A 20,286-nucleotide genomic window follows, 5' to 3' on the forward strand; every position below is an offset into this window, starting at 1 on the left:
CGACGTAGGATAATGTTCTCAGTTTGTTCTCATGGTGTCAAGTGGTCCAAAACGACGTTTTCCGCCGCCTTGGCATGTCCACAGGGACGGCGCAGGACCGTTCATCGTCAGTGACGCCAAGGGCATCCCACTCGCGTTCGTGCCGTGCCGCGACGATCTTCAAGGCGTTCGCTTCGCGCATAACCATCTCACGTCCGACGAAGCGCGCCGCATTGCTAACGGCATTGCACGGCTGCCCGAGTTCATGATGCAGCGAAAAGACTTTCACCAACGCGGCAGTGGACAATATCGATGGCGCGGCGCGCGGCCCTATCACGTCGCGTTTGAAGACAGCTACATTCGCGCGCATTGGGGATTCATCGAAGCGGTTTGCAAAATGAATAGTATCCCGTTCGACGGGACAGGCGAGCGCATCGAACGCGACGGCTCATGGTGCGTCTACGAGTTCGCCGTGCAGCTAGACGCGATTCAGTTTTGGGACCGCTTATGAATCGGTTTGGGAGAAGGCCGGCGGGCCATTGATGGGCGCGCCGCTGAGCTTCCGATACTCGGATTTGCTTACGGCGTTTATCGAATGGCCCGACGCCGCCGCAAAGTTGACTGAGTATCTTCAGCGATCTCTCGCCAGCTTCCGTTTTCCGCAGTGACGGCCCTTCTTGCCTGCTGGCACAGTCAAGCTCGCTCCGGCGGTCATCTAATTACGAGGTGGCGATAGACCGTCTAGCCAGTCCTGCTCCTCGGCAAGGGCAAGCCAAGCGTCCTGCATTCGCCTGTAGCGGTTCTTCGAAGGCAAATCCTTCGCCTCATCGGCGAGTTCACCGCAGTTGCGGGCGTTCTCTCTGTACTCTTCCGATTTGGTCAACATGATGCGCGTTCTGTCCGCTTGCTACCATCCTTCACCGATTCCGAGCCGAGCTTCCGCTTAATCGAGCAAAAGAAAAAGGCCGGCACAATTGCCGGCCTTTCCCAATCAGTTCAGAAGTGATCAGTATCCCGGAGCAAGCGGAGCGCCCACCGGAGCACCCCAGTTGAAACGATAGTTCAGGCCGACCTTGATGGTGTGCTGGTCGTTGCGGAAGCTGCCGGCGACCAAACCCGGAGCCGGACCGACGAAGTTCACAGTGCCGAAATCGTAGTACTGGTACTCGACCTTGCCCGACCAGTTCTGGGTGAACAGGTATTCGAGACCGCCGCCGACGGTGTAACCGTCACGGCCGCCGTTGCCAGCGAAGCCGTTGGTGAAGCGCGAATCAGCCCAGCCATAGCCGCCCTTGACGTACAGCAGCGCCGGACCCCAGGTGTAGCCGAGCCGGCCGGTGACCGATCCGAGGCCACGGTTGGCGAAATTGCTGCCGGTGTCGAGGAAGCTATAGTTGGCTTCGATACCGAACACCCAGTTCGGCGAGAACTGCGTGTCGTAGCCGATCTGACCACCACCCATGAACCGGCCATCGTTGTTGTTGGTGATAAAGCCCGGTGCCAGGACGTTATTGCTGCCGCCGAAAGCGCCGCCGATATGGCCACCGATATAGAATCCGGTCCAGTTGTAGATCGGCGCTTGTGGAACGTAGGGCGGCGCCTTGGTGTAGGGACGAGCTGCGAGATCGGCGGCGGAGGCAGCTGACGCGCTGATGAGCACGGCTGCGGTTGCTAGAAGAATTTTCTTCATGAGGGAACCCCAAAGTTGGAATCGATCGATAGCGCCTATCCTAAAGGTAAGAACTCGGGTGGGGCTGTAGCGGGAGGGGCACACTGGGCAGAAATGATCGCGCCGCGCATACGCAAAAAAAGCCCCGCCATTCGTGGGCGGGGCTAAGGATGATTCGATTCCTGGACCGGACAATTGCCGGCTCGGCCAAATAGACACAGATCGATCTGAAATCCAAGCAATACATTGCCTCCCATATGGCCTGATCCACGATCCATCAAGCGCTCGTATGCGCGATTGCGGTCGTGCGAGAGTGCAGGGCACAAGGTGCGCGGCTGCCTGACCAGCTTTGAAGTTGTCGTAGAAGATACAAGCTCGTTTGAAAATTCTGTTTCCCTTGTGTTTCCCGAGTACAGAATGGGGATTTAAGCACATGACGATTTACGAGAAATATTTCTTTTAAATCATGTATTTAGATGGTGAGCGCGGAGGGACTCGAACCATCGACCCCATGATTAAAAGTTTTAATTGGCCTGTTTTATAGCCATTCCTGCCGTTGGATGAATCCCAATAAAAGCCGATAAATCCAACATTATCCAACCAATGACCACTTGATTTTTCAAGGCCGATAGCCAGATTGCTGGCTATATAGTGGCTATAAATTTGGTGGGGCATGGCGAAGATCAAGGTTACGACCGACAGCGTGGCTGCGCTCATGAAGTCGGCGGTTCCAAATAAGACCACGTACTATTTCGACGATGACCTTGCTGGTTTCGGCCTGTATCGGACCACCACGGGTACCGGTACCTACTTCGCTGAATTTCGTCCCGTAGCAGGCGGATCGAAGAAGCGCCTCAAGTTGGGCCGCGTCGGAACCCTCAAGGCCAACGAAGCGCGAGAGGCAGCCCGGCGGGCAATTGCGAACGCGACCCTCGGGACTGATCTGGCGAAATCGCGCGCCGACGAACGGGCTGGCGTGACGGTCGCGGAGCTGATGAAACTGTATATCGCGCGCACCCGCATCCATCGGAAAGCGTCGACGGCTGACGGCTACGAGGGAATAGTCAAGGTCAACATCATCCCGCACATCGGCACCGGTAAGGCCGCTGCGGTGACCTTGAGCGACGTGCAGCGGATGCACGGCAAGGTCAGTGGGACCCGCGGCAAATATGCCGCGAACCGCGCTGTGGCTGTTCTTAAGGCCGCTTATGCGTGGGGTAGCAAGCATGGCCCGCCTAAATCTAAGGGCGTGACGTATGTTCCCAAGGGCACAAACCCGGCATCCGGTATCGATCGTCATGAAGAGCATGAACGCGATCGGCCGCTGACCGCGGCAGAACTACTCGCCATCGGCAAAGCGATGATCGAGGCCGAGACGGTCGGCCTGCCGGTAGACGCTGGGGACGCCAAGCACGCCCCCAAAGGTCAACGGGTAGTCATGTCGCCCTACGCCACCGCCGCGATCCGTATCATTATGCTGACCGGCGCGCGGTTGCGGGAGATACTCAATCTCCGGTGGACAGAAGTTGACTTTGAGCGAGGCGTGCTGCGGCTGCCGGACTCGAAGACTGGAAGGAAAGTCATCTATCTTCCGACTGCTGGTATCGACATTATAAAGGGCCTGACGCGGCTCGGCGCCTATGTGTTCGCGGGGGAGTCAGCGGGTACGAAGAAAGAGAAACCCCGCGCCGACCTGAAGCGACCTTGGACATCCATCCTCAAGCGGGCCGGTGTAAGTGGCGTTAGAATTCACGATCTGAGACATGCGTTCGGTACGACCGGAGTCGGTGAGCAGATGGGGTTACCCGTCATCGGCGCCCTCCTTGGGCACAGTAACGCCGCAACAACGAAACGTTATGCCCATGCGGCCGATGAGGTTCGCCGCCGCGCCGTTGAGGCCATCGGCGAGAAGATCGCCCCTGCCATCGTGGGGACGAAGTAATGGCGCCATTGCCAAGGCCGTTTGATATCGAAGCGTAATCCCAGAAAAAATCCGCCGCTTTTTGTTTACTTAAAACGCGCGCAAATCCCTAGTTACTTGTGTCAAACGCAGGCAACTAGGAGGTGCTAGTGGCAAACATCAGGGTAGTGGAGGCGGCCCAGTACTTGGGCGTTTCAAAAAGCTTTCTCGACAAGGCCAGAATTTACGGCGGCGGGCCGCAGTTCATGCGGTTCGGGCGCGTAATTGTGTATTCCACCGCAGCGTTGGACGAGTGGGCGAAATCCTGCACTGTAGCCAACGACAACCAGCCGGCCAAAGCGGTGGAGGCAGCGTGATGCTTCCGCCAGTCGTCCGCTATGCCGCGCGTTCGCGAAATGTAGCCTCCGCCTCAGCGTCCAAATCCTCAAGGACGGCCTCGAAGGCGGCGATGGCACTTTGGACGGCCGCGATTTCCGCGATCTCCTGTTCCGACACCGGGCCATGTCGTCCCATAAGCGCAACGATCAAATCGCGGCGCCGCTCTTTTAACTGAATGAGCGGCAATCCGTGGTCTTCAAGCAAGACGGACATCCGGAGATTCTCTCCCACCGACGTTGGCAATTTATCTCGTAATCGCTGAGACAATTTTTCGCAGATATCTAAAATTGTCGATACGCGCTGCCTTTAGCTCCGACCCAGCACGACCGGCGTTCACGCATCGGGTGCACGTTAAACCCAACCACGAGACCTCTATGAAAATCTTACAGACCTATCCGCCAGGCCCGGGCGGTCGCGATGTTGCGCGCGCCGATATCGAAGTAGCCGATGGCATTCGACTGTTCGACGTGAAGATTCAACGGGCGGTCGATGGCTCCAGCCGCGTCTATGCGCGCTCGGCGAGTTTTTCGCCGGAAGCCGTCAAGCAGATTTCCAATTTAGTTCTCTCACAGGTGGGGCGATTGCCAGATGCCAATCTCCGCTAACATCCGTTCTATCGCTCACGCCCTCGGCGGAGATCTAATCAGTGGCGAGTATGTGCTCTGCCCTGGTCCCGGTCATTCCCGGGCCGACCGCAGCCTAAGGGTCAAATTCAAATCCGATGGCTCCTTCAGCGTCACAAGCTTTGCGAGCGACGACTGGCGCGAGTGTAAAGATTATGTGCGCCAACGCCTCGGACTATCCAATGACTGGCACCGCGAACACGCCAACGACAACACGCCAGTTATCCGCCTTCGCGAACGTGATGACGACGAACCCGCGCGGATTCGCTCCGCACTCGGGCGTTGGAATGTGTCAGTCTCGATAGCGGGCACGCTGGCGGAGCGCTATCTGGCATCTCGCGGCCTATCATACAGCGGCGACGCAATCCGCTTCCGGGTGAATGACCGCAGCATGGTCGCGTTGATGACGGATGCCGTCACCGCGGAGCCGTGCGGCGTTCACTGCACCTTCCTCGACCGCGATGGCCGCAAGCTCGATCGAAAGATGTACGGCAAGGCCAAGGGCGCCGTGGTGCGTCTCTCTGCCGATGAAGATGTCGAGTATGGACTCGGTATAGGTGAGGGGCTGGAGACCTGTATCGCAACCGGCTTCACTCCTATCTGGGCTTGCCTGTCGGCCGGCACGATGACTGCGTTTCCGGTGTTGGCCGGCATTCAATGCCTTAGCATCTTCGCAGATAACGACCATGCAGGCATGAATGCCGCGAACGTCTGCGCCCAACGGTGGCACAAAGCAGATAGAGAAGTTGAGATCGTTGCGCCTTCTGAGACCGGTGCTGATTTCGCAGATATGCGAGGTGCAGCGTGATGGCACCCCTTAGCTGGAAATCGCAGCCTGGCACTACGTTCAATGAGGCTGAGGTACCCCCGAAGCCGGCAAATGACAATGCGGCACCCTCGAAGCCAGCTATCATTGCAACAGAGTGGAAGTGGGTCGATCCCAAGATGATTCCGCCGCGACGCTGGATCTATGGCTACCATTATATTCGGAAGTACATCTCCACGACTGTGAGTCCCGGTGGCCTTGGCAAAACTTCCAACAGCATTGTAGAGGCGTTATCGATGGCGGCAGACCGCCCGCTGCTCGGCGAACGAGTCCATGAGCGTTGCCGCGTCTGGCTGTTCAACGAAGACCCTCGGGACGAGCTTGATCGTCGTATCGCGGCTGCCTGTATTCATTACGGCATTAACCCACAGGAGATTGCGGGGCATCTGTTCGTCGATAGCTTCCGCGAGCAGAACTTCGTGGCTGCCGTGCAGGCAAAGAACGAGGTGAGGATCGCTGTGCCATTTGCCGAGGTGTTAGAGACCGAGATCAAGCGAAGAAAGATTGACGTCCTGATTATGGACCCGTTCGTATCGACACATCAGGTTAGCGAGAACGACAACATGATGATCGACGCCGTTATCAAGAAGTTTTGGCAGCCCATCCTTGAACGCACCAACTGCGCGGTCGAGCTTGTCCACCATTCAAAGAAGCTGGGTGGTGCGGAGGTCACCGCGGAGTCCGCCCGCGGAGCGGTAGCCTTGATCGGTGCAGCGCGCTCTGCTCGTGCCCTAAATGGTATGACGCAGGACGAGGCGGACAAGGCACACGTTGATAATCGACGACTGTACTTCCGAATAACGGACGCCAAGGCGAACATGTCGCCACCGTCAGCAAAATCAACGTGGCGCAAGCTGGAAAGCATCCCGTTAGGAAATGACACTCCAGATCGTCCAGCCGACCTTGTCGGTGTCGCCACAGAGTGGAGGTGGCCAGACACTATGGCTGGAGTGACGGTTGGCAATCTACGGGCAGTGCAGTCGGAGATTGCTTCTGGCGAATGGATGGAAGCAATCCAGGCCGGAGACAAATGGGCCGGATGTGCTGTCGCAAAGGTAATGGGGCTGGACCTCGACAATAAGGCCGATAGGGCGCTGGTGCGAGAGTGCCTTAAGGCATGGAAGGCAAGTGGCATGTTCCGAGTCGAAATTCGGAATAATGAGAAGCGCGAGCCGCGAAACTATCTCGTCGTTGGAGAGTGGGCGGAAGACTCTGACCCCGGCATGGATAGATCATAACGTTAGTAACTGTCGCCGCCGTTGCCGTAGTAGTTCCCCCTAAAGGGGGAACACTACCACGGCAGAACCGGTGCGACTCCTATGCCGTAGTTGAAAAATCGATCACGGCAGACCGCGGCACCACGGCAAACTGGCGGGGTACCTCACAACTCTCCCGCCATCCGTAGGTGACCCGCGGCACCAGGGAAACATTTCCGCGTGCAAAACCGAAAGGTAAACATGGTCCGGGAGGGAGGGTTAGATCCTGCCGGCGACGCGCCTAGATACCGGCGTTCCCCAAGCGCAGCACTAAACCATAAGAAAAAAAGCATTCAGAGGGGTGGTCTCACTCTCTTAGGACTTTGCGCCTAACTACCGGCGTTCCAGTCAAACGCGTTAGCCCGCAAGTTTTCAAATTGTAGCAAAGGCCGCAAAGACGGCCCGAACAGAATTAGAGCCCAAAAGGGCCAGGCACAGCAATCACGTCGAGAGCCCAAAAATGCTTCACGCAAACGACAATACCCGCAAAACCACCGCGGCCATTCCGCTCGCCATCCGTCTCGCCCGCGCTAGCAGAAAAGAAGATCTAAGGCGCCTCATCAGGTACGGAACTGTGCCCGTTGTTCCGACCTGGCTATCCGCGGAAAGTAACTTGCCCGAGGCCGGCAAGCCACTTGCGGACCGCGTGATCGAGATCCGGCCGTCGCCCGACGAGATGGTCCGACTCGCGACGCAAGACGCAATCGCTGCGCGTGACGGTTACGGCCCGATTACACCGCAGGAGCTGAATACGCCAATGCGCGCTCGCCTGCGGTTCGATTCCAACGGCGTTATTTCCGAATGGCGCGGGTCTGACGAGCGCTGGCACGCTACGGCAGAGTTGTTTCGGCAACCGAAAGGGAAGCGCCGCAAATCCGAACACGAACGGCAAGACGACAATGCGCGTCATCTATCCATTCGCGGAAGCGGCCGCCTACCGGAGCGATGCCGCCGCAGCACCACGCCGAGCGAGGGCGAGGACTATCGTCGGCTCCGCGCTGCGCATTGGGTCCAAGCCATGGGCGCTGCCAATAATAACCGACGCGTTATCGATCGCATCGGCGTCGGTGGTCGGCATTCATTTGATGATGCCTGGAATAATTCCGGACTCTATCCTGCCTGTAGGATTCCACGGCACGTTACCGCGATTGCCAAAGGTGCCGAATTCATGGCGTTCCGCGTTCACAGTAACCCGCGCGCGATGCAGAGCGGTCCAGAAGGCGGCCACGATCTGGTGGAACGGCAGCTTATAGAGACACTCGACGCGCCGCGGATAGATGCGGCCCTTGGCGAACACGCTAAGATTCTGGACCAGAGCATTATTGGCATGACAGCACGCGAGATCGCAGCGACAATGGGTTTGGGCGATACCAAGCAATCGGAGCGGAAGGCTGTGGCTGCACAAGATGCAGCACTAGCTGCGTTGACAGACGTGGAGAAGTTGGCGGCTTGAGTTGATAACTAGCCCAATCCCGCTTGCCATATTTGCAGCACGAATCTTATCATATAATGTTTATATGTGATGCGACGCTGTTGATCCGCAAGTTGTGCGATCAATCTGGGGGGCGGGGTATGACAAATTATCGGCCCGGCGCCCAGCAGGGAAGAATCCTGCTGGATGGAGCGTCAATGCGCTGCAAGGTTCGGCATTTGACGGCCACGTCAGCGACAATACAGACATGGGACGCTCCATTAGTGCCTACAGCGTTTGCCTTGCGCGTACCAAACGCAGACCTTGATGCTCGCTGTCAGGTTGTGTGGCGTGACGAGCGCCGCCTCGGCGTAACTTTCATTCAGTAAAAAAACGTTCTTGCCACGTCCCTCGTCCGAGGGGTTGGACCGTATTATTATGAAGGCCACATCACTGTGGCCTGACGTGACGTGCAAAAACCTCGGCGCGGGTCCAATCCCTGCGTCTCCTTTTGCCTCACTGCTCGCAAAATCTAAATTTTAAATAGGAGATCGGCCAAGATGGCCACACTGAACAATGCGCTCGACGCAATCGAGCGCCGCATTGGATTCCCGCGGTCCCGAAGTTCTGGGATTGCGCGCCGCCTTCAGGAAGCCAGGCTTCTGCCATCCGGCACCCCCAGCGCCCCTCCGAATCTAGACGAAGACGAAGTTATCGACTTGATTGTTACTCTGTCGGCTGACACGGAGTTGCACACCGCAGCTGACGCACTCCGGTCCTATCATGGCATGACTCCAAACGGAGCTAGCCTTGTCGGTGCACCAGATTCAATCCCTACCGCGCCGATCGCAATCTCGATCTTGATCGAGGACGCTCGTTCCAACCTTTCTGAGGCTCGTTCAAGCAAGATCGAAATTTCTTGCAACTGGCGATCTGTCTCAATTCAAAAGCCGGACGGCACGGTCAATCGGTTCGTCGAAGTCGGTACCGATCCTTCACGTTGGCAGTCGAACGGTCATCACAAGTCAATCGAACTCAACGTTGCCGCTGTAGCGGACACGCTTGATGATATTTTTGGAAAGGCAGCCGCCTGATGGCAAAGAAGCCAACCAATACCTTTGAAGTAATGGGCCTCGCTGAGGCCAGCACAGAATACAACGGCCTAATTGAAAAACGCCAAGAGCTAGAAAAGAACTACCGCGAACTGAACGCGGAGCGCTCCAAGCTTCGGAAAGAAATCGAAGCCGCCAAAGCCGCAGGGGGCCAGCGTCTCACGGCCGGGGTCGCTCGGTTGCTGGGCGAGTCTGCCGAGGACAGCGTAACCGCGTTATCGCTGCGGCTGCGTGAGGTCGTTGTCGAAATGAGCGACTCAGAAGCAGCCACGGAGGTGATCCGTCGCCGCCTTAGCGATGCTCGCGACAGAGCCAGCAAGGTTATTTGCGATGGCGTGCGCCAAGAGTATCAACGGCGCTTGGGTGCGATGTGCGACGCGGCCCGCGCTTTGGAAGCGGCGCGACAGGACCACGATGAATTGCTCGATGGGCTTGATCGCGAGGATGTTCGCAAGGACTACTTGCAGCCGGTTCGCGCACACTTCGTGGGTGATGGAAAGGTTGGATACTTTTTGAAGGAAGTGCGGGAGCATGGATACAATGTTTGAACGTGCGGATAGAAAAAACGCCAAGCCGCCGCGGAAAGTGACGCTTAGAGGCAAGGTACTCAAGGTCGATAACCCTGATCCGGTCGCAATTGCCAGGGCGTTGCGGAAAAATAGGCTCAAGCAGCGCGAGGCGAAGATTGCAGTCCGCTGACACGGAGATTCGTGACGCGTCTGCGCAGCAGGCCGGACCAGTTATCAAAGGCTATGCTGCGCTCTACAATACGCCAACCACCATCGGTGGAGAATTTATTGAGCAGATCGCACCTGGTAGTTTCAAGACAATCGCGAATGGCGATTGTCTTGCGTTGATCGCTCATGATTGGGGGAGGGTACTCGGGCGCCAGTCTGCAGGAACTTTGCGTCTAAAGGATACGCCGCTTGGTCTGTACTTCGAACTAGATGCGGACACCAGCACACCCAGCGGCTTGGAAATTCTTGGCAATGTTCGTCGCAGGGATGTCCGCGGATGCAGCTTTGGCTTCCGAGTTCTCTGGGATGACTGGACCGACGACGGTCCACTTCCGCTGCGTACTATTCGCGAGATCGAATTATACGAAATCAGCATACTCGCAAATCCTGCCTATACGGCGACAAGTGCGTGGGTCAGTTCGCGAGCTTCCGACAACGCTGCAGCCGCAGCACGTCGGCGATGCGAGGCCAAGATGAGGGCAAGAGGAATCAAACATTGAGCTACGCAACTAAAGTTCACCGCGATATTGGCGGTGATAGCATTACACTTGATCCGAACGGCAAAATCGTTTTCGGAAACGTTACGTTCTCGATCAGTGCTTCAGGCAAGCTCGTCATTACCGGCCTTCCTACAGCAGACCCACTTGCCGCGGGTCAACTTTGGTCCGATAGCGGCGCGTTGACTGTTAGTTCTGGCGCATGATCCCGGCCGAGGTCGCGCTCAGGCTTCGAGCTGAGTTGCTGAAGAGAGCCGTCACCAAAACTCCTTCTCTTCTTCGAGGTCGACCGGGCACTGGTCCACATGTCGCGGATGAGGCGGGTTAAGAATTTGTAGTCGCTCGCTGTCTGCTGCGGCTTCGGTCGCAACGATCCGAAATGTTTCCTGCGAGCGGGTGCCATTCGCGGCTGACTGTAAAATCCGTTCGGCCATCACCGCTTGAGTTGATGGATCCGGGCGGACGTCGAGTGTGGCTTGTGCAAGCGCGCCTCGCATAACCGCAATTAGCTCTGCATCAAACATGTTGAATCTCCGTTTTGGCAACGCTGTACCATGCATCGGTGACGGCTGTACTGCGGAACTCTGACGACGATGAGTCAATATAATTAAACTTCGGACAGGTTGAGTCACATCGTCACACGACGATGTGATTGCTCATTCACATTACCACCACAACCGCGAAGCCACGGACGTACTGGTGCGCGGCAATCAAACGAAGGAGTTTCTTACTATGCCTTTCTGGCAACTCAATACTGTCGACGCCAACCCGACTGTCGCCGATCGCACGGCGCTGAAGGCGCTGGACACGACTAAATATCAGTCAGTGCTCCTCACCGAGTCCGGCCGCGCCGGCACGTTTGTGTTCACCAGCGGTAACTATTCCGCCCGCGTCACTGCCGACACGCTGGAAGGTATCTACATCAAGGCAACCGATACCGCTTCGTCGGCCGGCGCTTGGGTTCGAGTTTACAGCGGACCCGCGAATGTCAAATGGTTCGGTGCGATGGGCGACAACTCTGCCGCAGACCTGACTTCTCTCCAAGCCGCTACCGACCTCTGCGATGATGTTTATATCCCAGATGGAACTTATAAAATCAGCGGTCCGTGGCTGCTCGACGACAACGCGACGCTCATATTCCAAAGTCGTTCGGCTCTTATCAAGAGTTCGGAGATGAGTTCATCGTCGGCGATCCTGCGCGCGCGTGGGACTTCGAGTACGCGAAATTTCTACATCACAATTAAGAGCGGAATGCTACAAGGCCCGGTATCTAGTGGTGTGGTTGGGATCGACTTCCTGTCCACTTCATACGGGTTAGTTGAAGGTACATTCATCAGTCAATGTGGTGAAGGTATCAAGATTGGCGGCTCTGGATCGCTGGGCGCTTTTTACAACAGATACACGGACGGCATTTTGACGGACGTTACGGTTGGGGTTCGTTGCGGTACGTTAGGCAACGAGAACGTTTTTCGTGGTCTTCGCATCGGCAGTTGTGTCGTCGGGACTGACGATGACGACAACACGTGCAATACGTATGATGAAGTCGCCATTGAGGTTTTCAGCAGCACGGGACATCGGGTCTGTAATACCGGCGCTGCCTCGCAACGCATTCGCTATATCAACTCTCGCCTTGAGAATGTTGGCGGCGTTGGCATCGGTATCGACGTAAAGGCCGCGGCTCAGGGTACCGTTGTTAGCGGCGAATTCTACACGGGAGTCGCAACGGGCGTACAGGACGGCGGCACCGGAACCGATCGCGTTGCATCTTATTGATGAAAGGCGCGACGCTCGTAATGGGGACGACGCTGAATGGCTGACGATACCGAACAACTTGTAATTTCGATATCTGCGGATACCACGCAGATCAATCGGGCCATTAGCCGTCTGCTCGGGACGGTCAATAGCTCGACGCGTGGTATTGAAACAGCATTCACCAGAACCGGCGCCGGGGCGGTACTGCTTCGGGTCGATATCCATCTAGAAGGCGGGCGGCAACGAAGGGGAGCCAAGTTCTTGAGCGCCTCGTCGGACTAACGAAATACCGAGGCACGCAAAAGCCGCCTGACAGGGGCGGCTTCTCGCTATGCGCAATTCAGCGTGTGAAGGTGCGCCGCTTTCAACGGAGGACTAGCCTCGTAGCGGATGCTGCTTATCTTAGAGTGGACTGCTGTCGGGAGCGTGAAGATGGAAGACCGGGAAACGCGGCTGAAAAGGGCTTTAGGGCGTTTCGGCGACGTTCCCGCGAGCAACCAGCCGTCGGTGCAGCAGCTCGGGATGATGCTTGACGACTTCCTCGAGAACGGCCCCGGCACTCTCGAAGAGCGGCATCGTGCGCTGATCGACAGGCTTCTCGAGATGGACGCTTCTTATGCGGAGTTCCTGAGCAAGCGGAACTAGCCATGCGGGCGCGGGGTCGCCATATGAGCATGACAGCCGAGAGGATCATGAAGATGGACGACATAGAGAAGCGCGTACAGGAAATCATCGCGCAGTACGGCGACCTGACGAAGGAATCGGAGCCGCGGGCCCAGGAATTCAAGAAGACGGTGCAGGCCTTCATAGAGCATGGCCCCGGCATGCCCTCACAGCGGCGCCAAGCCTTGCTCAGGCATATGAAGGGCAGGGACCGCCAGTACAGGGACTTCCTGATGAGCCCGAACTGACAGCGGGGATGGCGCTGTGCTGTCGGCATGGCCTAGCCTGCGCTGAAACGGCTACATTTTACGTCAGGGCCGTTATGCCCCCTTGGACACACTTCGGCCCGCAACAGCATTACCTGTACGCGGGCTCTAGTGTGTATATGATCGCCGAGAAGGCGCGGAAAAGCTCGATGATTTTAGCGTCTTCGCGCCAGTACGATTATGTACCTTCTCGCTCAGCATATACCCCTTAACTGTAGCATGGCTGAAAACGCGGCAAGCTCGCTATCAACAGGTGCCCGTACTCACTGGATAAAGTAGCGATGCTTCCAGAAGGGCGCTTAGGCGGCTCGTATCTGACGGCATGCTGTCGTTGCATGCGCACGGCGCCCCGTAGCCGCACGCGCAGCCTGCTTCATCATCGTACGGCCTGTCGGGATGCCGCTCACACACCCATCCGATGCCCCGGCAGATATGGCAGCTATCTTTCATGGACACGCCCGCTTCTTGGACGGCCTGGCTGCAGTCCGGCGCTCGCCCATACGTCTATGTTCGCGGCAGTCTCGGCTTGCTTGAGTTTCTTGAGGAGTTCGTACTTATCCATGCTTTCCGGCATCATGCTGTCCGCCTTCGCGCGCTCGCCGCTGGCGAACTCCGAGAGGCGCTTTTCAAATGATGTTGTCTGCTTGAAACGCCGCCGCTTCTGCATGGCGCGCTCCTTTCCGTGAGAGGAAGGCGGGAGCGCAGTCAGCGTTCTCATCACCGATGTAAGCCACGATTTGCTCGGTGGTATGGGCCAACAGCAGGCGGCACTGTTGGTTCCTAGCGGATCAGCAAAGGTTGCGAGGGGAACTCTTGTTGCGGGATCGCGAATTGAGAGCCCACCGACGCGGTCTACTCGCTTGAAGGTCGCTTTAAAGAAGAGGGAGAAGCGGGTTGACGATCTGAGGCTGATCCGAGCCGAAGGCCACAATCTTCCGGTTGCCTTCCCAAAGCTCCAGCTCCGAGCCGTCAGTAAACTCTCTGGCTGCCTTCATTGCGTCGATATCGTTAGCCGCGAGGATAGGTTCGGCCTTCCGAAATTGGCCGTCCAGTCCCAGGAAATAAAGTCGATAATCCGCCATGTGCTGCTCCCTTGAATCAGGCGGGAGCGCAACACTCTCAGTCACCGATGAATGCCAGGGGCCGGGCGGTGATAAATCATTGTGCCCCTATAGACGCGGCATAAGCGACTCAATTCGTGCTGCGGTGCCGGTATAGTGAAGAGCAGGTGCGGTTTCGGTCCGGAATTTGCGCCCCGTCCTCAAGAGACGAGGCGCAGAAGAACATTGATGAACCGGGTATCAATAGCGGTCGCGGTGATCGGCCACGCCGACGCGGTGGCGGAACACCATTTCGCCGCCCTTCCAGCCGGCAAACATCAGCACGAGGACGACTATCCCCGAGAGGACCATGCCGGTCGGCACTACGGCGGAGCTGCCGTGCTCGAATCTCGAGTACCAGTTATAAAGCGTGATCAGCAGCGCAATGCCGTTGCTCACCGCGTGCACCCGCGTGTCCGACAGGTCGCGGACGCGGTTGTCGCCGAACACCTCGACAAGGCCCGTCGCGGCGGCGACCGCGGCCGTGATGAGGCCGACGCTGAGGAGCCAGAACGAGGCCGTTGCCCAGAACTGGTTCGACGTTGCGTAGAAGGCGATATCGGAAACGAAGGCCAGAACGAAGCATGCGATGGGGAACGCGATCACCATCGGGTGGATGGGGTGCCCGGCTACTTGCGCCGTAGAACGTGGATTTCTCATTAGGAAAGCTCCTTTTCTAATGCAGCCAACAGTCCGCGCGTGCGCCCGTTCCTCCTGAAACGCAGAAACCCCCGTATTTGGGGGGTTTGTTCAAACGAAAGCCGCCAGCCCCTTGCGGACGATGGCTTCGCGGCGAGGAGTTCATCTATCCGGATCGACCGAAGGGGTTGCCGCAGCTTCGCGAACCGGTTGATATGAATCGGTTTGGAAGAAGGCCGGCAGTGAGATAACGGCGCAATAAGTCCCAACAGTCCCGTGACGGTCATTTCGGCGGTTGAAGCTCCGGCGAGTTGATCCAGTTGTAAAGTTTTGTGGCTTTGTCGGCCTGTACGATTTTCTTGAGCAACGCGTCTTGTTCCGGCCCGGGCGCCATCGTTGCTGCCTCCTTCCGAACCTCGTCGGCCCATGCCGCAAGGCGATCTTGCAGGCTCGCGAGTTGCTTGGACATGGGGCTGCTCCTCCCGCTTTTAGACGAAAGAGGGGATGTATTTTAGTGTCCCTGACTTACTCTGTGCGAGTCAAAATTTGATGACAGCTACGCGAGGCGACACCGTTGAGCGAAGCCCGCGAAAAGGCCCGCCGGAGTTGGAGCCACAGCGGGCCAATCCGAGTTCGGGGATCACACGGGGCGGCGAGTGATCGACCGTTCCGGCGGTTCAATACGAGGGGATGAAAGTTGTTCCGACCGCTTCACTTTTCAGTCCACTCTTGAACTGAGATCGCGTCTGCACATTCAAAAGCTGACTTTCTTCGAACGGTGCTCCGAAGAGGCCGAACGCCTGCGGAAAGAAGCCGAAAAGCTTCCTCACGGCCCAGAGAGGGATGAGCTCGAGAGTAAGGCGCACCAAGCCGAAACGGCCGCTGATATGGAACTTTGGCTGCGGTCGCGTGAGCTAAAGTCGCCGAAATAAGTGCTACGGTTCAATCGAACCAATGCGTGACTGTCTCGTTGTCGCGCATGGCACGCTATTTCCTCATTACCACAGTCATCGGCATGTTCCTGCTGGTCTCGCTCCTTCTGGCCGCGCTTTTTCATCTGCCAGCGGGTGAAGTGTCCGCGCTGAACGGCGACCAAGCCGTTTGCCGTTCGCCCACGTAGGCCGCAATCACTTCGGCGAAAAGAACGAAGCTAACGGGCTACGATTGCTGCGCAGCTGTAGTTCATCAGGCCCATGACCCAAACACAGCCGCCTAGAAGAGCGGGAGAAACCGATTAGGCCCGCTGCCCGCGAGGGTTCGGGATCGCCGGCCAGCGGTCGCGTGTATGACCCCGGTTGAAACCTGGCGCGAGCTTCCCGGCGGCGAGATCGAGTTCACGATGAAGCTTAGCTATGGGGCGTTCAGGGACGACGCCTCTCGGCGAGACGGGCGCCCCGGCATTTGCTGAGCCGGTTATCCCAGTCGTTTGTGACAAAAAGCCGCCCATTGGGCGGCCTTTCTGTAAGGGGCGACAACACTCCATCAGGTGCCGCCGCTGTACCCCACTTTTTCCTGGCCCTGAGATTTGTTGTCCGGATTATCTTCCTCCGCCGCCTTCTTTATTTCGGCCTTTCTAACTTTTTCGTCCTGCTCAAACTCCAAGTGCGGCCTCTCGCCTCGGTTCTGTCGCTGGTCAGGATTATTCTGGTTCATGGCCGCCTGGCCGGGATATCCAGGGTCTGGATTCGACGTATCGGACGGACCCGAGTTGGTGGAGGGACGCATATTAGCGGGAGCCGGCGGCGGATCTTTACCCACGCTGGGTCGAGTTTTGGGATCGGTCATAATGGCGCTCCTTTGCACATGTGAGAGACCAATTCGCCGACCAGCCCGTCGTTCCTTTGCGCGGCGCGGTATGATGCTTCCGTCGAGGGTTTCTATAGCGGCCGGTCCGCGGGAAGACCATCGTCAGACGAGACGCATGACGGATCAGGCGAAGATCGCTCTCAGAAGATTCGTAATCACCCATGCGAAGGCGGCGGCGCTAAATGCCAGCACTGGGTCTGGCAATCCATCCGGCGCGATCTCGGCTCTCAGCCACTGCCAGAATTGGTGCATGGCACCCCTCATTTGTGGGCACGCAGACATATCATATTGCAGCTTGCAGGCATGACGAGGGGGGCCGACGATTTAATCAGGCGCTTCGTTCTAGGTCCTTAGTCACCATGGCCATATCGTTATGAAGAAGCTTTTGCTGTTCGCGGTTGTCCCACTTGATGACGACGCCGGTCCAATCTCTGTCGATGACAGTACCGGCGTCCTTATGGTCCGCATTCCAGATCACTCGGGCGTTGATGGGTAGCAATCTCGATTCGCTTCCGGTCATCTTGCCGACCACTCCGTGTGGGTCATTTTAGGGCTCGAAGGAGTGCCTCGCCGCAGAAGTTGGAATCTTTGCCTTCATCGCTGCTAAGCCAGCCACTGTAATGCGAAACGTAAAGGCCGCGGGGATTTCTATCCAGCCTTTTGCGATCATTCTGTTGATTGTTACCGCCGCGGGTTGGAACTGCCTTGTATGTAGCTCGCCCCCGCGCTCGTGAAGAATCTGCAAGATGCTCCGCTCTCGATAAGTGGGTATGTGACTAGCTCTGGCCGGCATTAGCTGCCCTTCGTCTTCAGTCTCGCCTTTTCTTCTTCGGTGGCGGGGGTGGCTCGGCTGCCTCACGAGCCAGCCGCTCCGCCTTTAAACGCTCGCGATTTTTGTCGAATGCCTCTGCTGCGTTCGCGTGCTCAATCAATGCCGATTGTGCGTCAGCGTCGCGAAGCACTTTGCCAGCGTCACGCTCTTCTTTCGAGATGGGCTTACGTGGTTCGGACTGTCCGGACGCCTTACTCATTCGTTTTCCCCTTCAGCCCGAGCTCGCCCAAGCGGTGGATGCGGCAGATTTAATTCTCTCGACGCTTCTCTTCCCACGACTGTAACGCTTGAGATTGGAGCGATGCCACCGCTTGCTGAAGCTCATCCATCCACATATCCGCTTGCGCGGGGTCTGCGCCAGGTAGGGTCTCTTTCGAAAGTCCTTCGAATGTCGCCTGGTGTCCCTCGACGATCTGCTCTCTGGTAAAGCCGCATAGTAGATAAAGAATGGCCATGGTGTTGGTGAGAACGTGCTCCATTGCATAGAGCCGCGTTCGAAGCTTCATTTCTTGCTCGGTCATGTTTTTTTCCTGCCGAACGAGTCGAGAGCCTGTTCCACCAGGCGGCGGATCGCTTCCGGGCGGGAAAGGCCGGGCTCCTTCTGTTTTTTAATCCATGCATCCAACGCCGCGATGCGATTATCCAGCATTCGGACGCCGATAGTTGTTCCCGTGCCCGTGGTCACCGGGCGACCTCTGGTTTTAGCGCTAGCGCTAATTCACAACATACCACAAAACCCGCCTCAGCGCCTCAGAGAGGCCTGCCCGACCAGGTCATCCGCACAGCATCATCAAGCCGGTCCGCCGGCGGGTTTTTCCTTGCGGCAGTCTAAGCGAGCCCTCATGATGCTTCATCGTTTCAACACGGAGTGCGGACGCGGCTACAGGCACAGTGAAGTGGTTCAACGGGCAGAACTGCTTCGGATTTATTCAGCCCGACAGCGGCGGCAAGGATGTCTTCGTGCACATCTCAGCAGTGGAGAAGGCCGGTCTTAGCTCACTCAACGAGGGCGCCAAGGTGAGCTATGAGATCGTAGCGAACCGCGGCAAAGAGAGCGCGGAGAACCTACGGATAGGCTAGTGAGCTGAGCCGGATGTACGCTCGCTCGCGATGTGGATGGCCCGGAGTAAGCTTCGGGTCATTTGCTTTTCCACGTTGCCTACCCCTTGATGACCTCGAAATAGCAATAGCCTTTGACAGCTATGTCTAACCTTGCGTCGGAATGCACCGTGGAGCTCTCACGCTCGCTAATTAAGACCCATTCTTTTGCCGAAAACTGGGGAGGCAGCTTAGCGCCAGGTCTGATTGCCAAGCGTACCGAGGGGCGGCTCTTCTTGCGGTAAACGTCAAAAGACTTTTTGGGCGTCGGATCCATCTGCCGTAAATATGGCTAGGCCCAGTGCCCTCCAATTGGCATCCGCTCTTAACGTTACCCGGCTGCAAATGACGAGAGTGACAGTGTGGCCTTTGACCGCGCGAGCCCGCGGGCGAGGGGTGCGCCGACGGTCTCTGGGATCCCGTGCAAAGACTGGTAACTCGGGGCTGAATCCGTCCGAGCTGCCGCCCGGCACGGCAGCTCGAGACTGACGGCGATCATCGATGCGTCCCGTATCCGCCGTGCGGTCCGTGGTAGGTCCCGCCGCGATGCGATGATCCTCCGGACGCGCCAGAGTAATGCCCGCCATGGCTGCTAGTATGATGGCCGCCGCCATAGCTGTGACCGCGGGCGTGGGCCAATGACGAGAACGAAAGAACGGCCAGAATCGCAATTATGAGCCTCATTTGGATGCTCCTCCAAGTTTGGCAATGATTACGTATCGTCGGGAAAGTCTCCGGCGACGATGAGGCGGGTCATTTGTTGTCCTTCTTCGTCTTCAGCCCGATCTCTACAAGGCGGCGGATGGCTTCGGAACGACTGGGCTGATCTTCTTGGGTTAAGGCCCAAGTATCTAACCGAGCCATAAACTCATCGGTCAAACGAAATGTGCGAGAAGGGGCGTTGCCTGTAGCGGGGCGACCTGCGCCGGGGCGCTTTCCTCCGACTGATTTACGTATTGCGTTTTTCACAATTTAGTATTACGTTTTTCAGGCTTGCGACGCAAGCGGCCCGCCATGGTGTTACGAGCACCACGACGAGCCTGACCCAAAAACGTGAGGTAAGTCATGTCTCGGGCTAATGCCGAGAATAGCACAGTGCCGCTGGCAACTAGGCAGCAAGTCGAAGCCCAAATCTCCCTATTGATAGACCTGCTGGATCAACTCGACCCTGACCCGGACCTAGAGCCATCCTTGGGATTCTCGACGGACGGCCACCGGCCGGAGGATCAGGTCCAGGAAGGCGACGCCTATGACGTCTATTGGGACGCTGGAGACGATCACGAGGGGGAGCATACGGGCGAGGAGCCCGATGTCGATGGCGAGCCTTCACTGGGTTGGACCGATAATCCAAACCAAGCTTCACCGCATTGGAGTCAGGTGGCGCCGCTGTGCAGCGGTCCAGACTTGGAGGAGGGCGTCGGCGCCGTGCGGAAGAAGCGGCCGGAATCGAGGACGGGTGGAAAGGTACTGCGCGGGTGCGAGGTGCTAGCGTAGTGCAGCGGCCCGCCTCAGTAATGGGGCGGGCTACTTCCGCGGCCCAACTAACAAATACGAGGCACGCTGGCTACAATGTGGCTATAAATTTTATAGCCACTAAGCGGATATCGACGCAAGTGTTTGATTTTCCTGGTGAGCGCGGAGGGACTCGAACCCTCGACCCCATGATTAAAAGTCGGTTTTGGCGCCTTTCGTCTAGTACTTGAAATTGCTGTAGAAAATGA

35 protein-coding genes are annotated in these 20,286 nt (G+C 57.3%); 19 read left to right on the top strand and 16 right to left on the bottom strand.

Annotated elements, in window-relative coordinates; genetic code table 11:
* The first annotated feature begins 31 nt into the window (after window positions 1–31).
* Window positions 32–490: a hypothetical protein gene (locus ACZ5IL_RS11960; RefSeq protein WP_464591669.1), complete on the top strand. Its 459-nt coding sequence runs from the start codon at window positions 32–34 to the stop codon at window positions 488–490.
* Between the two features lie 204 nt (window positions 491–694).
* Here the strand turns inward: ACZ5IL_RS11960 and ACZ5IL_RS11965 are convergent, their stop codons facing one another.
* The 3 genes from ACZ5IL_RS11965 to ACZ5IL_RS11975 all read right to left on the bottom strand — a co-directional run bounded on the left by ACZ5IL_RS11965 (window position 695) and on the right by ACZ5IL_RS11975 (window position 2,323).
* Window positions 695–865 carry a hypothetical protein gene (locus ACZ5IL_RS11965; RefSeq protein ID WP_464591671.1) on the bottom strand — a complete coding sequence of 57 codons (171 nt, stop codon included), beginning with the start codon at window positions 863–865 and terminating at the stop codon, window positions 695–697.
* Window positions 866–985: 120 nt separating this feature from the next.
* The gene (locus ACZ5IL_RS11970; RefSeq protein WP_464591673.1) at window positions 986–1,669 is read right to left on the bottom strand and encodes an outer membrane protein; all 684 of its coding nucleotides are present in this window, start codon (window positions 1,667–1,669) and stop codon (window positions 986–988) included.
* 438 nt (window positions 1,670–2,107) lie between these two features.
* Window positions 2,108–2,323 (bottom strand): hypothetical protein, encoded by a 216-nt coding sequence (locus tag ACZ5IL_RS11975; protein ID WP_464591675.1) that lies wholly within the window; start codon window positions 2,321–2,323, stop codon window positions 2,108–2,110.
* Between ACZ5IL_RS11975 and ACZ5IL_RS11980 the strand changes: the two genes are divergently transcribed.
* Both ACZ5IL_RS11980 and ACZ5IL_RS11985 read left to right on the top strand, forming a co-directional pair.
* Window positions 2,322–3,590 carry a tyrosine-type recombinase/integrase gene (locus ACZ5IL_RS11980; RefSeq protein WP_464591677.1) on the top strand — a complete coding sequence of 423 codons (1,269 nt, stop codon included), beginning with the start codon at window positions 2,322–2,324 and terminating at the stop codon, window positions 3,588–3,590. The two genes, ACZ5IL_RS11975 and ACZ5IL_RS11980, sit on opposite strands and share 2 nt — an antisense overlap.
* Before the next feature lie 128 nt (window positions 3,591–3,718).
* Window positions 3,719–3,925 (top strand): helix-turn-helix transcriptional regulator, encoded by a 207-nt coding sequence (locus ACZ5IL_RS11985; RefSeq protein WP_464591679.1) that lies wholly within the window; start codon window positions 3,719–3,721, stop codon window positions 3,923–3,925.
* A 19-nt stretch (window positions 3,926–3,944) separates the two neighbouring features.
* Here ACZ5IL_RS11985 and ACZ5IL_RS11990 read toward each other — a convergent pair whose 3' ends face one another.
* On the bottom strand, window positions 3,945–4,160 hold the full coding sequence (locus tag ACZ5IL_RS11990; RefSeq protein ID WP_464591681.1) for a hypothetical protein: 216 nt from the start codon (window positions 4,158–4,160) through the stop codon (window positions 3,945–3,947).
* A gap of 161 nt (window positions 4,161–4,321) precedes the next feature.
* Between ACZ5IL_RS11990 and ACZ5IL_RS11995 the strand changes: the two genes are divergently transcribed.
* The 8 genes from ACZ5IL_RS11995 to ACZ5IL_RS12030 all read left to right on the top strand — a co-directional run bounded on the left by ACZ5IL_RS11995 (window position 4,322) and on the right by ACZ5IL_RS12030 (window position 10,615).
* Complete coding sequence (locus tag ACZ5IL_RS11995) at window positions 4,322–4,552, top strand: hypothetical protein (RefSeq protein ID WP_464591683.1); 231 nt, start codon at window positions 4,322–4,324, stop codon at window positions 4,550–4,552.
* Entirely contained in the window at window positions 4,536–5,378 is an 843-nt protein-coding gene (locus ACZ5IL_RS12000; RefSeq protein ID WP_464591685.1) for a DUF7146 domain-containing protein, read from the top strand. Before ACZ5IL_RS11995 ends, ACZ5IL_RS12000 begins: the two co-directional genes overlap by 17 nt.
* Window positions 5,378–6,634, top strand: a complete 1,257-nt coding sequence (locus ACZ5IL_RS12005; protein WP_464596900.1) for an AAA family ATPase — start codon at window positions 5,378–5,380, stop codon at window positions 6,632–6,634. Before ACZ5IL_RS12000 ends, ACZ5IL_RS12005 begins: the two co-directional genes overlap by 1 nt.
* Before the next feature lie 478 nt (window positions 6,635–7,112).
* Window positions 7,113–8,105 (top strand): hypothetical protein, encoded by a 993-nt coding sequence (locus tag ACZ5IL_RS12010; protein WP_464591686.1) that lies wholly within the window; start codon window positions 7,113–7,115, stop codon window positions 8,103–8,105.
* 818 nt (window positions 8,106–8,923) lie between these two features.
* Window positions 8,924–9,157 (top strand): hypothetical protein, encoded by a 234-nt coding sequence (locus ACZ5IL_RS12015; protein ID WP_464591688.1) that lies wholly within the window; start codon window positions 8,924–8,926, stop codon window positions 9,155–9,157.
* Window positions 9,157–9,723, top strand: coding sequence for a hypothetical protein (locus ACZ5IL_RS12020; protein ID WP_464591690.1), 567 nt, complete (start codon window positions 9,157–9,159; stop codon window positions 9,721–9,723). The genes ACZ5IL_RS12015 and ACZ5IL_RS12020 overlap by 1 nt, the downstream gene beginning before the upstream one ends.
* Window positions 9,724–9,860: 137 nt before the next feature.
* Complete coding sequence (locus ACZ5IL_RS12025) at window positions 9,861–10,412, top strand: HK97 family phage prohead protease (protein ID WP_464591692.1); 552 nt, start codon at window positions 9,861–9,863, stop codon at window positions 10,410–10,412.
* Entirely contained in the window at window positions 10,409–10,615 is a 207-nt protein-coding gene (locus ACZ5IL_RS12030; protein ID WP_464591694.1) for a hypothetical protein, read from the top strand. The genes ACZ5IL_RS12025 and ACZ5IL_RS12030 overlap by 4 nt, the downstream gene beginning before the upstream one ends.
* A 51-nt stretch (window positions 10,616–10,666) precedes the next feature.
* Here ACZ5IL_RS12030 and ACZ5IL_RS12035 read toward each other — a convergent pair whose 3' ends face one another.
* Window positions 10,667–10,933, bottom strand: a complete 267-nt coding sequence (locus ACZ5IL_RS12035; protein WP_464591696.1) for a hypothetical protein — start codon at window positions 10,931–10,933, stop codon at window positions 10,667–10,669.
* A gap of 124 nt (window positions 10,934–11,057) precedes the next feature.
* Here ACZ5IL_RS12035 and ACZ5IL_RS12040 point away from each other — a divergent pair, with 124 nt between their 5' ends.
* From ACZ5IL_RS12040 to ACZ5IL_RS12055, 4 genes are all read left to right on the top strand, one after another.
* On the top strand, window positions 11,058–12,182 hold the full coding sequence (locus ACZ5IL_RS12040) for a hypothetical protein (protein WP_464591698.1): 1,125 nt from the start codon (window positions 11,058–11,060) through the stop codon (window positions 12,180–12,182).
* Between the two features lie 36 nt (window positions 12,183–12,218).
* The gene (locus tag ACZ5IL_RS12045; protein WP_464591700.1) at window positions 12,219–12,443 is read left to right on the top strand and encodes a hypothetical protein; all 225 of its coding nucleotides are present in this window, start codon (window positions 12,219–12,221) and stop codon (window positions 12,441–12,443) included.
* Between the two features lie 150 nt (window positions 12,444–12,593).
* Window positions 12,594–12,806 (top strand): hypothetical protein, encoded by a 213-nt coding sequence (locus ACZ5IL_RS12050; protein WP_464591702.1) that lies wholly within the window; start codon window positions 12,594–12,596, stop codon window positions 12,804–12,806.
* A 23-nt stretch (window positions 12,807–12,829) separates the two neighbouring features.
* On the top strand, window positions 12,830–13,072 hold the full coding sequence (locus ACZ5IL_RS12055; RefSeq protein ID WP_464591704.1) for a hypothetical protein: 243 nt from the start codon (window positions 12,830–12,832) through the stop codon (window positions 13,070–13,072).
* A 457-nt stretch (window positions 13,073–13,529) separates the two neighbouring features.
* On the opposite strand, the gene ACZ5IL_RS12060 is transcribed toward ACZ5IL_RS12055, so the two are convergent.
* From ACZ5IL_RS12060 to ACZ5IL_RS12075, 4 genes are all read right to left on the bottom strand, one after another.
* Complete coding sequence (locus tag ACZ5IL_RS12060; protein ID WP_464591706.1) at window positions 13,530–13,757, bottom strand: hypothetical protein; 228 nt, start codon at window positions 13,755–13,757, stop codon at window positions 13,530–13,532.
* 205 nt (window positions 13,758–13,962) lie between these two features.
* Entirely contained in the window at window positions 13,963–14,172 is a 210-nt protein-coding gene (locus ACZ5IL_RS12065; RefSeq protein ID WP_464591707.1) for a hypothetical protein, read from the bottom strand.
* Window positions 14,173–14,391: 219 nt separating this feature from the next.
* Entirely contained in the window at window positions 14,392–14,799 is a 408-nt protein-coding gene (locus tag ACZ5IL_RS12070) for a DUF2231 domain-containing protein (RefSeq protein ID WP_464591709.1), read from the bottom strand.
* A 313-nt stretch (window positions 14,800–15,112) separates the two neighbouring features.
* Window positions 15,113–15,298: a hypothetical protein gene (locus ACZ5IL_RS12075; RefSeq protein WP_464591711.1), complete on the bottom strand. Its 186-nt coding sequence runs from the start codon at window positions 15,296–15,298 to the stop codon at window positions 15,113–15,115.
* Between the two features lie 187 nt (window positions 15,299–15,485).
* On the opposite strand from ACZ5IL_RS12075, the gene ACZ5IL_RS12080 reads away from it, so the two are divergent.
* Window positions 15,486–15,761 (top strand): hypothetical protein, encoded by a 276-nt coding sequence (locus ACZ5IL_RS12080; RefSeq protein ID WP_464591713.1) that lies wholly within the window; start codon window positions 15,486–15,488, stop codon window positions 15,759–15,761.
* A 47-nt stretch (window positions 15,762–15,808) separates the two neighbouring features.
* Complete coding sequence (locus ACZ5IL_RS12085; RefSeq protein ID WP_464591715.1) at window positions 15,809–15,949, top strand: hypothetical protein; 141 nt, start codon at window positions 15,809–15,811, stop codon at window positions 15,947–15,949.
* A 362-nt stretch (window positions 15,950–16,311) separates the two neighbouring features.
* Here ACZ5IL_RS12085 and ACZ5IL_RS12090 read toward each other — a convergent pair whose 3' ends face one another.
* The 6 genes from ACZ5IL_RS12090 to ACZ5IL_RS12115 form a co-directional block, all read right to left on the bottom strand.
* The gene (locus ACZ5IL_RS12090; RefSeq protein WP_464591717.1) at window positions 16,312–16,614 is read right to left on the bottom strand and encodes a hypothetical protein; all 303 of its coding nucleotides are present in this window, start codon (window positions 16,612–16,614) and stop codon (window positions 16,312–16,314) included.
* A gap of 144 nt (window positions 16,615–16,758) precedes the next feature.
* A complete protein-coding gene (locus tag ACZ5IL_RS12095) occupies window positions 16,759–16,887 on the bottom strand; it encodes a hypothetical protein (protein WP_464591719.1) in 129 nt (42 codons plus the stop codon).
* A 76-nt stretch (window positions 16,888–16,963) separates the two neighbouring features.
* Entirely contained in the window at window positions 16,964–17,155 is a 192-nt protein-coding gene (locus ACZ5IL_RS12100; RefSeq protein ID WP_464591721.1) for a hypothetical protein, read from the bottom strand.
* A gap of 289 nt (window positions 17,156–17,444) precedes the next feature.
* Entirely contained in the window at window positions 17,445–17,666 is a 222-nt protein-coding gene (locus ACZ5IL_RS12105; RefSeq protein WP_464591723.1) for a hypothetical protein, read from the bottom strand.
* A 49-nt stretch (window positions 17,667–17,715) separates the two neighbouring features.
* Entirely contained in the window at window positions 17,716–17,988 is a 273-nt protein-coding gene (locus ACZ5IL_RS12110; RefSeq protein WP_464591725.1) for a hypothetical protein, read from the bottom strand.
* Entirely contained in the window at window positions 17,985–18,152 is a 168-nt protein-coding gene (locus ACZ5IL_RS12115; protein ID WP_464591727.1) for a hypothetical protein, read from the bottom strand. The genes ACZ5IL_RS12110 and ACZ5IL_RS12115 overlap by 4 nt, the downstream gene beginning before the upstream one ends.
* A gap of 206 nt (window positions 18,153–18,358) precedes the next feature.
* Between ACZ5IL_RS12115 and ACZ5IL_RS12120 the strand changes: the two genes are divergently transcribed.
* Window positions 18,359–18,547: a cold-shock protein gene (locus ACZ5IL_RS12120; RefSeq protein WP_464591729.1), complete on the top strand. Its 189-nt coding sequence runs from the start codon at window positions 18,359–18,361 to the stop codon at window positions 18,545–18,547.
* Between the two features lie 513 nt (window positions 18,548–19,060).
* Here the strand turns inward: ACZ5IL_RS12120 and ACZ5IL_RS12125 are convergent.
* Window positions 19,061–19,249 carry a hypothetical protein gene (locus tag ACZ5IL_RS12125; protein ID WP_464591731.1) on the bottom strand — a complete coding sequence of 63 codons (189 nt, stop codon included), beginning with the start codon at window positions 19,247–19,249 and terminating at the stop codon, window positions 19,061–19,063.
* Between the two features lie 381 nt (window positions 19,250–19,630).
* Here ACZ5IL_RS12125 and ACZ5IL_RS12130 point away from each other — a divergent pair, with 381 nt between their 5' ends.
* Window positions 19,631–20,059: a hypothetical protein gene (locus tag ACZ5IL_RS12130; protein ID WP_464591733.1), complete on the top strand. Its 429-nt coding sequence runs from the start codon at window positions 19,631–19,633 to the stop codon at window positions 20,057–20,059.
* Window positions 20,060–20,286: the final 227 nt, after the last annotated feature.

This window comes from Nitrobacter sp. CN101 (genome assembly GCF_055390255.1).